Source organism: Pseudomonas sp. IAC-BECa141 (genome assembly GCF_020544405.1).
GTDB lineage: Bacteria > Pseudomonadota > Gammaproteobacteria > Pseudomonadales > Pseudomonadaceae > Aquipseudomonas.
The window spans coordinates 1,643,378-1,658,930 of record NZ_CP065410.1 but is presented as its reverse complement, the minus strand read 5'-3'; the positions used below and the strand labels follow the sequence as shown (position 1 = coordinate 1,658,930).

The 15,553-nt window shown below is 57.8% G+C and carries 8 protein-coding genes; 3 read left to right on the top strand and 5 right to left on the bottom strand.

The window, feature by feature from the left end:
• The 3 genes from I5961_RS07470 to recQ form a co-directional block, all read right to left on the bottom strand.
• Positions 1 to 1,782, bottom strand: a complete 1,782-nt coding sequence (locus I5961_RS07470) for a FimV/HubP family polar landmark protein (RefSeq protein WP_085703394.1) — start codon at positions 1,780 to 1,782, stop codon at positions 1 to 3.
• Positions 1,783 to 1,909: 127 nt separating this feature from the next.
• Positions 1,910 to 2,344, bottom strand: coding sequence for a MarR family transcriptional regulator (locus I5961_RS07465; RefSeq protein ID WP_085683049.1), 435 nt, complete (start codon positions 2,342 to 2,344; stop codon positions 1,910 to 1,912).
• A gap of 134 nt (positions 2,345 to 2,478) precedes the next feature.
• The gene (gene recQ, locus I5961_RS07460; protein WP_085703315.1) at positions 2,479 to 4,608 is read right to left on the bottom strand and encodes a DNA helicase RecQ; all 2,130 of its coding nucleotides are present in this window, start codon (positions 4,606 to 4,608) and stop codon (positions 2,479 to 2,481) included.
• Between the two features lie 277 nt (positions 4,609 to 4,885).
• Here recQ and I5961_RS07455 point away from each other — a divergent pair, with 277 nt between their 5' ends.
• The 3 genes from I5961_RS07455 (at position 4,886) to I5961_RS07445 (ending at position 10,828) form a co-directional block, all read left to right on the top strand.
• Positions 4,886 to 5,473, top strand: coding sequence for a YecA family protein (locus tag I5961_RS07455; protein ID WP_085605689.1), 588 nt, complete (start codon positions 4,886 to 4,888; stop codon positions 5,471 to 5,473).
• A 10-nt stretch (positions 5,474 to 5,483) separates the two neighbouring features.
• Entirely contained in the window at positions 5,484 to 5,879 is a 396-nt protein-coding gene (locus tag I5961_RS07450) for a YbaN family protein (RefSeq protein ID WP_227234804.1), read from the top strand.
• A gap of 128 nt (positions 5,880 to 6,007) precedes the next feature.
• The gene (locus I5961_RS07445; RefSeq protein WP_227234802.1) at positions 6,008 to 10,828 is read left to right on the top strand and encodes an Ig-like domain repeat protein; all 4,821 of its coding nucleotides are present in this window, start codon (positions 6,008 to 6,010) and stop codon (positions 10,826 to 10,828) included.
• 152 nt (positions 10,829 to 10,980) lie between these two features.
• On the opposite strand, the gene I5961_RS07440 is transcribed toward I5961_RS07445, so the two are convergent.
• Positions 10,981 to 13,278 carry an autotransporter outer membrane beta-barrel domain-containing protein gene (locus I5961_RS07440; RefSeq protein ID WP_227234801.1) on the bottom strand — a complete coding sequence of 766 codons (2,298 nt, stop codon included), beginning with the start codon at positions 13,276 to 13,278 and terminating at the stop codon, positions 10,981 to 10,983.
• Between the two features lie 181 nt (positions 13,279 to 13,459).
• Positions 13,460 to 15,388, bottom strand: coding sequence for a hypothetical protein (locus tag I5961_RS07435; RefSeq protein ID WP_227234799.1), 1,929 nt, complete (start codon positions 15,386 to 15,388; stop codon positions 13,460 to 13,462).
• Positions 15,389 to 15,553 lie beyond the last annotated feature (165 nt).

Genomic DNA, 15,553 nt, shown 5'->3' with positions numbered 1-15,553 from the left:
TCAGCGAATCCCGGCCAACAGCGTGCGCGCCGTTTGCTTGAGAGGTTCGTCAGCCTCTTTGAGCAGTTCGTTGAGCAAGGCAATGGCGCTATCGATATCGCCGTCATCGATGCAGGTCTGGGCCTGTTCGAGTTTGCCGGCGTTCTCGGCGTCCGAGGGTTCGGGTTCCGGGGCTTGCAGTTCCAGTGGCTCCAGGGAGAGCGCTGGGCCGGGATCGCCAAACTCGTTGAGAAAGTCCTCGTCCAGCGGCTGCGTTTCTGGTTCGACGATCCATTCCAGTTCAGCGGTTTCGGCATCGTCGGGCAGGGTTTCCGGCAGTTCGAAATCCTGTGGCAATACCTGCAGATCGGAGCCCAGCGTCGATGGAGCCTGCTCAGGTTCGGCGCTGGCCGGGCGAGCTTCCTCAAGATCCCAACTGGAGGCCATCGAGAGCTGGTCCAGATTCAGTTCGAAATTGTCTTCGACTACCGGTTCGACAGGCCCGGAGGATTCGATCGGCAGCTCGGCAATCACCGGGGCCGCCGCCACCAAAGGTGCGGCGCTGACCAGTTTCGGGTAGCGGGCGCGAATCTCCTGCAAGCGCTGATCCTCGACCCCGAGCTGACGCAGACGGGCTTCCTGCTCGTCATAGGCCGGCGAGTCGCCTTGCCGCCCCAGCACTTCGAGCAACTGCACGCCGAGGTCAATGCGCTCCGGCTCCCGCTGCAATGCATCACGCAATAAACCGGCAGCCTCGCTCAAGCGACCGTAGGCCAGATAAATGCCGACCGCTTCCAGCACATCGCCGTTGGCGTGGTCTTCGCGATGTTCGACCGCACTGTGCACGGCACTCGGCTGCATTGGTTCGGTGTCGTCGACCGGGAGTTCGTTTCGTACCGGCAGGAACGGCAACGGCGCAGCAGTCCCTTGCGCCTGCTGGCGTTGCCGGCGCACGTACAGCCCTGCCACCGATAATCCCAGGACCAGCAACAATCCGCCGAGCAGCGGCCAGTTGAGTAAATCCTCCTGAGACTCGACCGGGGCAATGACCGGCGCCGGCACAGGCACCACGGGTGTTGCGGGTGCCGGTGGTGCCTGTTGCACTTCAATCAGACGGGCCTGCAGCTCGCCGAGCTGTTTCTTGCCGTCAGCGATCAGCACTGCCTGGGCCTGAAGCTTCACGTTCAATTCATCGATGGTTTTTTGCAGTTGCTGGTTCTGCACAAGGCTCGCCGCCAATTGCTCGGCCTGCGCGTCAGCGACCGGGGCCGGTGGCTGCACGGGTGCAGCAGGTTTGGCCGGCGTCGTTGCGGAGGGAGACTCGGGGGTCGGGAATTCCGACGATTGCGCACGCGCAGTCGGCTCGTCGGTGGCCGGGACTATTCCCGGTGAACCCGGCGGGTCGATCAGCACGATGTATTCGCGCAGCAGGTGGCCATTGGGCTGATCGAGTTGCACCAGGAAATTCAGAAAGGGTTCATTGACCGGTTTACTGGAGGTCACCCGGATCATGTTGCGATTGCCGCGCAGAATCGGGGTGAACTTGAGGTCATTGAGAAAGAACACGCGTTCGATGCCGGCGCGGCCAAATTCGTCCGCCGAGGCCAGACGGATCGCCAGATCGCTTTCGCTGACGGCCCCGACATCCACCAGGGCGATGTCAGCCTTGAGTGGTTGATTGAGGGCCGAATGCACGGTGATGTCACCGAGCCCCAACGCCAATGATGCGGTGGACCAGGTGAGAACACCGGCCACCAACAGTGAGTTGGTGCAACGCAGTACCACGTGCCGACTTCCGAGCATGAGCATCCCTTAAATAAGCAAAACCGACTTCTATGCGTTCGCACATCCGGTACGAACACGATATTGCCCAGTAGTTCTTATAGTCCGCCCAGCGCGATCTCTCAAAAAAACGGCACGCGGTTATGCCTCAAGACTTTTCCAGGTTGGCCAGAATGTGCCCGTGAACCCGCATGCACACCTTCATGTCGGCCTCATCGATACCCTCGAACAATTCCTTGCGCAGTTGCGTGGCGATGGTTTCAATCTGTTCGATCAGCGGCAGGGCCGGTGAGCACAACACGATTTTCTTTGCCCGGCGGTCTTCCATTACAGACTGGCGTTGCACCAGTCCCTGGCTTTCCAGGCTGTCGAGCAGACGGGCCAGGGTCGGTCCTTCGACGCCGACGCTTTGCGCCAGCTCACGTTGGGTCGGCGCCTCTTCGAAACGCGCCAGATGCAGCAGCACCAGCCAGCGCGCCTGGGACAAACCCAGGCCGGCCAGCCGGCGATCCAGTTCGGCACGCCAGCCTCGGGACATCTGGGCCAATTGCATGCCAAAACGGTGTTGATCGGTTAACGGCATAAAACACTCATGATTAGACTGAACAAATAGAGAAAAACTAATTATTAGTCAGCTAAGCATGACATTTGCCTATAGGCAAGAGGCGCCCCGTACTGAATCGTTACAACCGCATGAGGGTTGGCACAAACGCCCTCTTACATTTCAAACTCCGATTGCAGCGCAGCCCGCACGCAGTACAGCACGCCTTCCGGTACACGACCGGCAAACAGCTCGGCCACTTCGGCGACGGACGGCAGTTCGCCTTCGCCGTCCAGGAATGCGTCCTGGACTTCACCCATCAGGTCTTCCGGCAAATCCAGCGCCTGTTCCAGCGACAACTGCTGCTTGCCGATGGCTTCGGCGAGCATGGCGTAGACGTTTTTTTCCGAGCACTGCAACTGACCGGAAATCTGCAACGGTGTCATGCCGGCGCGGGCCAGAGTGATCAGTTCGTGGCGCACGTCGGCCACGACTTTCGGTGCCTCGGCCTCGCCGCCGAGCACTTCGAGGAAAGCTTCGCCGTAACGCTCCAGCTTGCGCGCACCGACGCCGCTGACCCGGGCCATGTCGGCCAGCGAGGTCGGCTGGCTGCGGAGCATTTCCAGCAGGGTCGAGTCGGGGAAGATGACGTACGGCGGCACGCCGTGTTCTTCCGCCAGTTTGCGCCGCAGGGCACGCAACGCTTCCCACTGTTCGCGCTCTTCGCCACGCACGAGCTGGCTGGCCTGGCTCTTGCTGCCGCTCTTGGCGGTGATTTGTGGCTTGAGGTCGCGGCGCAGCTCCAGGCTCACTTCGCCCTTGAGCAGCGGCCGGCAGGTGTCGCTCAAACGCAGCCCGCCGTAGCCTTCATGATCGACGTCCGCCAGGCCACGGGCGACCAATTGGCGGAACAGCGAACGCCATTCGCTCTCCCCCAGCGCCTTGCCCACGCCGAACACAGACAGGTGCTGATGGCCGAAGCTGCGAACCTTTTCGTTGTCTTTGCCCAGCAACACGTCCACCAGATGGCCGACGCCGTAACGCTGCCCGGTGCGGTAGATCGCCGACAGCGCCTGACGCGCAGGCTCGGTGGCGTCCCAGGTCTGCACGCCGTCGATACAGTTGTCGCAGTGGCCACATGGCTCGGGCATGTCTTCGTCGAAATACGCCAGCAGTGCCTGACGGCGGCAGCGGGTTTCTTCGCAGAGCGAGAGCATGGCGTCGAGTTTGTGCTGCTCCAGACGCTTATGGCGTTCGTCGCCCTCGGAGTTCTGCAGCATCTGCTTGAGCATCACCACGTCTTGCAGACCGTAGGCCATCCACGCGTCCGCCGGCAGGCCGTCACGGCCTCCGCGCCCGGTTTCCTGGTAATAGGCTTCAAGGGATTTGGGCAGATCAAGGTGAGCGACGAAGCGCACGTTAGGCTTGTCGATACCCATGCCGAACGCCACGGTGGCGACCATGATCAAGCCTTCCTCGTTGAGGAAGCGCTTCTGGTGATAGGCGCGCAGATCGTTGGGCAGACCGGCGTGGTACGGCAGCGCCGGGAAGCCCTGCTCGGTGAGAAACGCGGCCACCTCTTCGACCTTCTTGCGTGACAGGCAGTAGACGATGCCGGCATCGCTGCGCCGCTCGGCGAGGAACGCCAGCAACTGCTTGCGCGGCTGCTCCTTGGGCACGATGCGGTAGAAGATGTTCGGCCGGTCGAAGCTCGACAGGAAACGCTCGGCGTTCTGCAAATGCAGACGGGTGACGATTTCTTCCCGGGTACGCTTGTCGGCGGTGGCAGTCAGGGCGATGCGCGGCACGTCGGGGAACATTTCCGCCAGTTGCCCCAGTTGCAGGTATTCCGGGCGGAAGTCGTGGCCCCATTGCGACACGCAGTGCGCTTCGTCGATAGCGAACAGGGCGATGTTCAAGCCTTGCAGAAATGACAGCATCCGCGGCTGCACCAGACGCTCCGGCGCCAGATAGAGCATTTTCACTTCGCCACGCTTGATCCGGTTGGCGAGGTCGCGCTGTTGTTCAGCGCTTAATGTGGAGTTCAACGCGGCGGCGGCCACGCCCAGCTCTTCGAGGGTGGCGACCTGATCGTCCATCAGCGCGATCAGCGGCGACACCACCACCGCCAGGCCGTCGCGCAGCAGCGCCGGCACCTGGAAGCACAGCGACTTGCCGCCGCCGGTCGGCATCAGGACAAGGGCATCACCACCACTGGCCACGCGCTCAATGATTGCACCCTGACGGCCACGGAAACTGTCGTAGCCGAAGATGTCCTTGAGGACGCGTTGAGCCTGTTCGAGCATAAAAACTCCAAAAATCCACCGAAACATCCCTGCACAGGCTGGTTCAAGACAGCCGAGGCTGCTTTAAACAAAACGTAAGGGCGCATTGCATGACGCCGTACGGATTCAGCCGCGACACCGGCAGGGATCGCAAAGCGCGGCAGTATACCCGAGCCCTCCCCGGCAAAGGGCACCGCCGATAAGAAGCTTGTGCGGGCAAATCTGCCGTGCGGCTGGCTTGAGGGCTCAAGAAGGCCTAGAATTCCCGCATTGTTTATTCCCCCAAGGTAGCCCTTTAATGTCCTTCGCCGAGCAACTAACCCGCCTGCAAGTCTTCCTCGACGCCGACGAGCTGCATGAAGAGGCGCTGGACTACGTGGCCGCACACGGTTACCTGACTGCTCTGTCGATCTGCGCCGATGTGGTGCCGGATCGTGAGTGGATCGACGCCCTGTTCGCCGAAGAGCCGCACTACAGCAGCGAAGCCCAGCGTGAAGAGATCGAAGCCACGCTGATCGGCCTGAAAGCTCACATCGCCCGCCAACTGGCGTCGGATGAAGAATTCGAGCTGCCGTGCGAACTGGACCTGGGCGACGACCCGGACGACTCAGAGCTGCGCGGCTGGTGCATCGGCTTCATGGAAGGCGTGTTCCTGCGCGAAGCGGCCTGGTTCGAAACCGCCGAAGAAGAAGTCAGCGAAATGCTCCTGCCGATCATGGTCGGTTCGGGCCTGTTCGACGAACAGCCCGAGTTCGAAGATATTGCCAGGGACGCCAACCTGATGGACGACATGATCGTGCAGATTCCAGAAGCCCTGACCGCGCTGTACCTGCTGTGCCAGGCACCTGACGAAAAACCGGCGATCCTCAAGCCACGTCACCACTAAGATCCGGCCTATGGACAACCCCATAGGCAAGCGCCCCCTGATGTTGCGCTACATCCTGCTGGCCACCGGCTGGCTCAGCGTGGCATTGGGGGTGATCGGGATCTTCCTGCCTGTTCTCCCCACGACTCCCTTCCTGCTGCTGGCAGCTGCCTGCTTCGCCCGCAGCTCTCCGCGTTTCTATCAATGGCTGGTCGAGCATCCCCGGCTCGGGCCATGGATCCGCGACTACCTCAATGGCAACGGCATTCCGCTCAAGGGCAAGGTCTACGCGATCGGGCTGATGTGGGCGAGCATTCTGTTCTCATGCTACCTGGTGCCGCTGCCGTGGGCGCGCGGGTTCATGTTGACCAGTGCGGTGCTGGTGACGGTCTACATTCTGCGACAGAAAACCCTGCACAAACGCTGAGCGCTCAGCGACCGCTGGTCTAAAAAACCTGCGCACCTGTCAGATCTGACAGTACCCCTCCCTCCTCCCCTCAGGTTCAATAAAAAACCGTCTGCGATTCCATTGCGTGCTCGTTCAGGAGTTTCGTCATGCCCACCAAAAGCCTGCTTCTGTTTCCCGATCTCAATCAGCCCGTCACAAGGGCGCTTCGGCCCATGCAGATCAGCGGCGCAGTCGCGCCAGTCGTGGATGCCGATGGCGGGATCAATATTGCAGCGGTCGAGGAAAGCGCCAATGGCGTGTTGTGCGTAATTGTGGCGTACCTCGACATGCTGGAAGGAGATAAAAATATTGTTTACTGGGACGATGTCCCGGTGTTCACCCGAATGGTTGAAGCGGGGGAAAAAGACAAGCACCTGTTCTTTTATCTGCCCAAAGCGCTGTTCTTTCCCGGTCTGCATGAATGCTTTTATGAGTTGACCCGGTTTGGCGAAACCGCGCCGGACGATCCCTCTGTGTTGTCACTGTTTCGGATCAAACTCACCAGCCCCGGTGGCCGAGACAGGGAACCCCATCTACCCGACGGGCACTCCGAACTGCACATCGCGCAACTGCCGCAGGAAATCATCGATCAGGGAGTGATCGACGCCGAGTGGGCGAAAAAAGGCATTCCGCTGACTGTTCGTGCCTACCCGGAAATCACACTGCGAGACACGATTCTGATGCGCTGGGGCAGCCATACCCTGGCGCCGCACCTTGTTACACAAGCTCAGGCAGAGGGCAAGGACCCCATCGTGATCGTCGCCAAACAGGAAGACATTCTGGCCGGTGGCGACAGCCCGACGCTGGAAATCAAGTACGACCCTCACGATGAAGTATGGAACTGGTCTTCCCGGCACTCCAAACGCACTCGGATTGCCGTCGACGCCGGCGCCTGGCGGCTGCAAGCCCCGATCATCAAGGAATCGGTTAATGGGATCATCACCATCATCAACTTGAATAAGGAGAACGTCACGGTCCAGGTCCCTATCGCGGGCTCAGATTTCGCGCTGAAAGATTCAATTGAAATGACCTGGATCGGCACCCCTTTTACTGGCAAGCCGTTGATTCACACCGAAACCAAACTGGTGGAAAGCATCCCGAGTGTCTTGCCATTCGAGGTGCCGTACGCGCAAGTCCGCGCCATCGCCATGGGCCGGGCTGATGCCTCCTACGTGCTGACGAAAGCGGACGGAAGTCCGCCGCTATCCTCCAAACGCGAATTTGCCGACGTGGTGGGTGACGTTTCAATGCCGGACGCACCGACGATTCTCGAGTTGCTGGGCGACATACTCGAGCCGCACAGGCCTTACGCCACGGTGCGAATCGGGTACGCAGCCATTGCCAATGGCGATCTGGTCGCCGGTCACTGGATAGGTGAAAAGTCCAACGGTCAGCCCTATGTCCATGAGTTCACTCATGCCGTCAGTGACAACGAGGCAAAAGAAGGCTTTTTCACTGTTGACGTCGGCGCAGAGCACATCAACGTGCTCGACAACGGCCGTCTCGATCTTTGGTATACCGTGTCCAATGACAAACCGGAGTTCTACGGCATCAGTGATTCAGAGCATCTGTTGGTCAGGGTACAAGGCGTCACCGCGACACTGCGCAGGCCCGAGGTGGAGGAAGCCGGCAAAAATCCAGATGTGCTCGACCCATCCAAAGTCTTCGATGTCGTCCACATATTCATCGAAAATCCGCCGACGCAAAAAGACGACATCGTGACCTGGTATTGGCAAGCGACCCATCCGTTCGGCAGCATCAGCGACTGGGTGCCCATCACCTCGCTGAGCGCCGGTAAACCGCTGCGTTTCAGGGTGCCTGCGGAATATGTCACTCGCAATATCGGGCAGTACGTCAAGGTGCGTTACTCGCTAAAGCACGCGACCACAGGTTTATACAGTCACTCCGCCGTACTCGACCTGCTGATCGGGTCGCTCGTAGGTGAATTGCCACCGCCACAAGTCAAACAGGCACCGAACGCCATACTAAAAGCAATGGATGGGCTGAATGGTGTTGATGTCAACGTCAGCTACGACACTATGGATCCGGCCCTCGATATCATTCCCCTACATTGGATCGGCACTCCAGGCGCTGGTACATCAACAGATCTTGAGCTGCCCGGGCACAGCAGTGGTAGCGTGAACTTTCACCTTCCCCTGACGATTATCGGTCCAAATATCAACAAAACTGTGGACGTGAAGTACTTCGTGCGCCGCTATGGCCACGAGACAGAATCAGAGTCGTTGGGCCTGAGAGTAACGGGATTCGACGACCCCGAGAACGATCTGCCTCGCCCACAAGTGCGTCAGTCAGCCAACCAGATTCTCGACCTGATGACGTTCAGTGGCGATGCCAACACGCTCGTATCCAAGTGGCATTACATCGCACTCAAGCAACGCATTTGGCTGAGGCTGGAAGGCAAGACAGCAGCGGGCAGCGACCACGTCATCCGGATGCTCGATGGCGTCGAGATCACGCCGGCGCAGGTCAGCAGCGGGCTGAATGAAGTGCTGCTCAGAAGCGAGTTGATGAAACTGGGGCATTCCACACCGGCAAACGTGATTTGCAAAGTCTCGTTTGATGGCACCAATCAGGAAGTCAATGCGATTGAGTTCCCGAAATTATCGCTGACGATCAGAACCCGGTACGACTGGCTGACGCCGAAGATCACCCATGTGACTGACGCCAATGGGGAGGTTACAGAGGGCGGCGAAACCTTCTTTGAGCAGGTCACCATCAAAGGCACCGCGACCCGGGATGAGAAGGTCGAGATTTTCGATGGCTCCACCTCGCACGGCAATGTTGACGTTGGGGTTGATGGCATCTGGAGCAAGACCCTGCTCAACCTCCAGATCAAGGATTATCACATTACAGCTCACGCTCTATATGCAGCGGACCCGGTTTCCAGCCTGATACGGGCCTTTACGGTGAAGGCGGCGGTGCCACCCACCATCACCAATGCCCAGGATTCCAAAGGCACCGTGATTCCAGATCGCGGCACCACCGTCGACACAACCGTGAAACTGACGGGCAGCGCCAGCGAGGGCGAGCAGGTGGAGATCTTCGACGGCGCCGCCAGCAAGGGCAACGCCACAGCGGACCCATCGACCGGCATCTGGACCAAGGACCTTACGGGCCTGAGCGTGGCAACGCACAGCTTCACCGCCAAAGCACTGTATGGCGCGGGTCAGACTTCGGGGGCACGGACACTGACCGTGACTGCGGTGGTGGCCCCCACCATCACCAATGCCCAGGATTCCAAAGGCACCGTGATTCCAGATCGCGGCACCACCGTCGACACAACCGTGAAACTGACGGGCAGCGCCAGCAAGGGCGAGCAGGTGGAGATCTTCGACGGCGCCGCCAGCAAGGGCAACGCCACAGCGGACCCATCGACCGGCATCTGGACCAAGGACCTTACGGGCCTGAGCGTGGCAGCGCACAGCTTCACCGCCAAAGCACTGTATGGCGCGGGTCAGACTTCGGGGGCACGGACACTGACCGTGACTGCGGTGGTGGCCCCCACCATCACCAATGCCCAGGATTCCAAAGGCACCGTGATTCCAGATCGCGGCACCACCGTCGACACAACCGTGAAACTGACGGGCAGCGCCAGCAAGGGCGAGCAGGTGGAGATCTTCGACGGCGCCGCCAGCAAGGGCAACGCCACAGCGGACCCATCGACCGGCATCTGGACCAAGGACCTTACGGGCCTGAGCGTGGCAGCGCACAGCTTCACCGCCAAAGCACTGTATGGCGCGGGTCAGACTTCGGGGGCACGGACACTGACCGTGACTGCGGTGGTGGCCCCCACCATCACCAATGCCCAGGATTCCAAAGGCACCGTGATTCCAGATCGCGGCACCACCGTCGACACAACCGTGAAACTGACGGGCAGCGCCAGCAAGGGCGAGCAGGTGGAGATCTTCGACGGCGCCGCCAGCAAGGGCAACGCCACAGCGGACCCATCGACCGGCATCTGGACCAAGGACCTTACGGGCCTGAGCGTGGCAGCGCACAGCTTCACCGCCAAAGCACTGTATGGCGCGGGTCAGACTTCGGGGGCACGGACACTGACCGTCGAAGTTCACACCGCTCCGTCGCTCGATTCAGTAAGAGACTCCCGTGGTGAACTGCAGAACAATGGAGCGACCACAGACACTTCAGTCGCGTTGCAAGGTCGGGTAACGCCTCTGCATCAGGTCCAGATCTACGATGGAGGCACGCCAAAACACAATACGACTGCTCTGAGCACCGGTATTTGGACCACTACGCTGGCAGTAGGACTGGGTGGACATACCATCACCGCACGGGCTGTAACGACCGGACAAACGTCAAACGCACGAACCTTCACCGTCAACTCGCCGATTCCACCACTGAATTTCAACACAAGCCCGGTGACGTTGAGCGGCAAGATCTACCTGATTCCCGGCAGCCCGCAGACCCTTCCAGCTTTCGGTCCGGGAACCTCCGTTCAACATCAAGCGTCTGGAGGCCAACCCAGTTATCGGTATTCCTCCGAAAACACCGCGGTGGCTCATGTTGATGGCGGCAACGGTCTGGTAACCGTCAGGGGACTAGGTACAACAAGGATTACAGTCACGGATGCCGCCAACCAGACAAAGAGCTATACCGTAACCGTGACAGGCGTCATCCAATGTATCGCGCTGGGTAGTAATTGGTGGTCGCACATTATGGACGCTGCTCGTAACCAGGGAGCAAGGGTGCCTTCGTTGGGCGAGTTACGGGAAATACACAGCGCTTATGGAGGCCGCTGGCCATTGGGTAACGGAATGTATTGGACGTGGGAGGAAAGGCCTGTGCCTATCAACCCCAACCCGTTTTATCACTGTAAAAATCTGGTAACCGGAGCGGAAAATCACCACATGGCTATCACAATCCAACTTGGAGTTGGCATCAAACCTTAAGCATCGTTCCTGGACACTCTTGCGCAAAGAGTGTCCAACGGCATCAGGCAAAACCAATTAACTGAAATGACAAGGCCGCTGCTCATCGACAGAGCAGCGGCCGTTAGGGTATCTCGCTGATTACGAAACACCTTCCCTTTACCAAACAGTAGTTAAAAGCTGTACCGCCCCCCAAGACTCACCCCAAACGGCTGCTCAATATGCTCCCCATTGGAATAGTCCAGATCGACATGCACCTGCCACTTCTCCGACAGGGCCACCGCCACCCCCGCACCAAACTCCGCCCGGGAACCTGACAAGTCATTGTTGAATACGTTGTTTTCGTTGACCTTGACCTTGTTGTTATTGGCGAACTCATGGGCAATGGCCGCGCGCGCATAAGGTTGCGCCACAGCACCGTTGCCGATATCAAAATTGCGCCCGAACGTGGCGCCAGCCTTGCCCAGGAATGAGCGAGTGCGATCGCCATCGGCCTGCATGTCGTTGTCCAGGCTGAAGCGTTTGCCCTGGATCTGCGCGGCTGAAAACTGCGCGAAAGGTTCGATGAAGTAATCGTTGCTCAACTTGATGTGACGACCAGCCTCAACCGATGCACTGAAACCCCAGTTATCGTAATCGCCCTTGGCACGCGTGCCGTCACTCATTCCAACCTTGGCCTCATTGCGAAAGCGGTTGAATTTCAGCACGCCATCAACGTAGTAGCCGGTGTCGCGGTCCATCCACGTCACGTAAGGCCCGAAGTAGTAACTCTTGACCGTGCCTGAAGTACCGTGTTCAAGATTCAGGTCCGATTGACTGTAGCCCCCCATCACGCCCACCAGAACATCGCTGTCATTCACCCGGGCATCAGCTCCGAGGGAAAGCCCTTGCTGGTTCTGCCTGTACGCCACACCGGAGCTTTCTGACACGTTGTACTGATTGCCATAGGTGCGTGCCCAGGCGCCCGGCTGGCCACCGTTGAAGCGCAACTCACCCATGCGGCTGCGCAGTGAACTGGCTTCTCCGTACAACAGGGTGATCGGAGAGTTGAACAGGGCCAGCACCGCACTGGCACCAGGGCTGATCACCTGGGTGGTCGGATCGAGGAACCATTCAGTGCCGCCGGTTCCAACCGGTCGCTGGGCCAGGTCATAGGACCAGGTGCCGAGATCCACTCGCCCGCCTGTCAAAGCAAATTGCGCATCGCCAGCGGCGGTGTGCACCAGGGTCAGTTGCTGTGGATTGACTGCGTCCAGACCGGACGCCGCCACCAGCAAACCGAACTGCCCGGTCGCCACACCGGTGACGTTGAGGAAGTCATGCTGCCCCGTGGCGAAGTTGCCCTTCATGGCGAAAGTGCTGGAACCATCGGGCGAGCCGGCCAGCGTACCGACGTTCAACTGGTAAAAGGTATTCGGCACATCCTGCGCACCAAAGCGAACCGTCCCGCCATTCATCGCGAGCGTTCCTACGGTGTCGTTGCCCGTCAGGGTCCAGATCGCACCACTGTTGACGGTCACGGCATTGACCTTGTCGAGACGGCCGGTGAACTGCGAACTGTTCTGCAGGGTGACGTTGGCGGTCGAACCGTTTTCGACCAGCACATCGCCGGTCATCCGGCCTTGATCGAAGGTCAGGTTGCCGGTGCTGTTGCCGGCGATGTTGATGTTGCCCTGCAACTCGCTGTTGGCGACGGTCATGGCGGCGGTGGAGGCACCCTGGACGTCGAGCAGATTATTGTTCCCGGCAAGCAGCCGGGCGCCGTTCGACAGGTTGATGGTTGCATTGGTCCCGCGATCAACCAGAACTGCAGATCCGTTGATGCCTTGAACAGTGGCGTTATCCAGCGAGAGCGTACGGGCGCCGACATTGGCCGTATCGTTGACCATGCGCACGCCTGTCGCCTGACCGGTGATGACCGTCCCGGCGGAGGCGTTCAACGCGCCGCCAAGAAGATTCGCACCAATGCCATTGCTGCCAGTACCGGTCACTTGCGTATTGGCCAGCGACAAAGTGCTGAGCCCCGTGACTTGCGCGCCGAAAACATCACCACGGATCTGACTGTTGGAAACATCCACAGTAGAGCCGCCAGCGGCAATCGAAGAACGGTTGACGGCCAGACCGATGTCGTCGCTGGTCACATTGGCCTGGTTGATGGTGCCCCGGCTGCTGGTGACCAGAATGCCTTCGACGCCAGGATTGCTGACGACCGTGGCGCCATTGATGGTCAGTGTCGATCCGGATCGAATGGTAATTGACTGGGTGGTGGCACCATTGACATTCAACACTGCGTTGTTACGCACCAGATAATCGATCGGCGTTGTCGTCGAATCGATATTCAGCGTCGTGTTATCGACAATGGTGGCTGCCAGTATGCCGCCGCTGGAAATGGAAATGGCTGGCATGACCATCAGAATACTCAACGCGTCTTTTACAGAAAGACGTTCAAGCCGCCCGCCAAATATTCTCATGACTTACCCACCTCTGATATACCCGTGCAAAAGTGCGAAATGCATTTTCGTAAAGAAATAGAGCGCGAAAACTAATCGGATTCCTCAAAAAAAATGTAGGACAAGTCCGATAAACAAGGAAGAAAAATCCCTGACACTGATTTTATAAAAACGGGAGGCAACAGCCTCCCGTTTTTTTCTTTCAAATACTACAAGGTGTCGCATCACCATGCCTCATGAGCACCCTGACCAGGTGTCGCACTGACGGTGTAGGCCGCCCATCAATCACGGCTTCATAACTCACCGCCCCCCATGCATTTCCTGTATCAAGAAACTGCTGATACGGAAAGCGTATGGTAAAACCATTTTGCACATCCGAAGAATCCGGCTTATATGTAATCTTATCGTTATTACCCGGTATCTCAGTATTACCAGCGGAATCACTGTAGCCCTGATAAGTAAAAGTCAACGTCTGACCTTCCAGTTGCGGTTCTCCCCCCGGAATAAAAACCTCGATACATTTTATAAGCTCTGGATGGCTTTGCAATGAAGGGCAATTCAAATAACCAAAATCCGGATCGAGATGCTGGAAGGTTGCCTGAGGCACACTCCCCGGTCTGATGAACACATCTACATCCCGCGGCAGTGAGCGCTCTTCGTTATCGTTCACATCAGGATTGGTGACCTTATAAGTCACTGGAACTTCAGTGCCGTTCCCACCAGCATCTACAACTGACCAATCAATTGTCCAATCCAGGTCAGTCTCCGTACCATCCAACTGAAGAACACCGCCTTCAGCGTCTGTAACTTCAACTCCGTTCCAGATCAGAGTGGCAATATCCTTATCCTTGATACCCAGGTAAGCGGCCACTGTTACGTCAACATCCTGATCCTTGTCCAGCACCGTCAAAACGTTTATCGGATTGCCGCCCGCCCCTTGAACATCGACTGGAAGAAAATCGGGATTTGGGTCATCTGGACCTTCGCCGTCCCCTGGCCGGCGCAGATCGACTAGTACAGCGTCGTTTTTGGGGGGATTACTGGCAGGATGTCGAACCGTTCCACGTTTTATTTGATAGCTGACCTCAATGGTTTTTTCTCCGAGATCACCGTTATGCCAGTACGAATAAGGAATCTCTACATAAGTAGGGAAGCCAGCGATTTTTTGTGCTGGCACTACAACGCCATCGACGGTGACCTCAAGTTCATCACCCTCCACAAAATTGTCGTACTCAGCTTCGATCCCTACTCCAGGGCGCATCCGAGCGTCGGCGAGGTCGATCTTCTTCGGTGCCATGTCGTTATCAAACAGCGGAATACTTGGAGGTAGCAGATTTGCTGGAGGGTCCGTCAATGTTACGTTCACTCGTTTGAAAGGCGAATTTAGACTTCGGTTGCCTTTCCGATCCGTACGATAGTAAAAAATCGCTCTCTCACCCTCTTCATTTCCGACCATTGCGGTCGTCAGATTAAAGGTAACGGGATCAAGAGAATCGACAACAGTAAAATCTCCTACGTGTACCGGTGTCGGAAATGTCGAGCCAAAATAACATTCATACTTGTCCCCTATTTTTATATCGGCGACCCTTGGCATGGTAATCAGGACAAAACCGTTGGCATCCAGATAAGGCTTGGTAATCCCGTTGGCCTCCACCTCCGGAGGAAGAGAAACAAGACCGCTGACATCAGGTGGCGCAGTGTCGATATTGATGAGCAGATCCGGAATATCTTTAGTGTTCCCGCCATGATTGAGTACATAGCTCAACAAGTGCGGACCCGAGACATTCGTAAGCCCTGCTGGCAATACCATTGGAATTTCAAGAATTACAGGATCAAGAGGGGTTCGGTAGGTATACCGGGTGCCTTGCCGAGTGCCATTCCAAGTCAGATCTATAAACCCGTCAACGGGAGGATCATCGTCAGACCCGTCGAACCTGAGGACATTCACTTTCAATGCAAAACCCTGATACTGTTTGTGCAATTGATTCGGTTCATCGTCCATCTCATCAGGCAGCAGAGGATTATCATCATCCAGCTCAGGCGCTTCATAGCCCGCTTTCGGTGAATTTCGGAGAATACTCAAATAACGCTCACGACTTTGTACCGGGGTCAACTTAATGACATTTTTCATTTTGCTCATCCTTTCAATGACTTGATTAAATGACAAAGGGTATTGCATCCCCGTGCCAGAACACCTGGAACCAACCGCAAATCAAAAAACACTGCATTGGCACGACTGTGCGCATCAGCAGTTATTACACGCACAAACTTCCTGAAACACTTGCCCTTCGGGGAA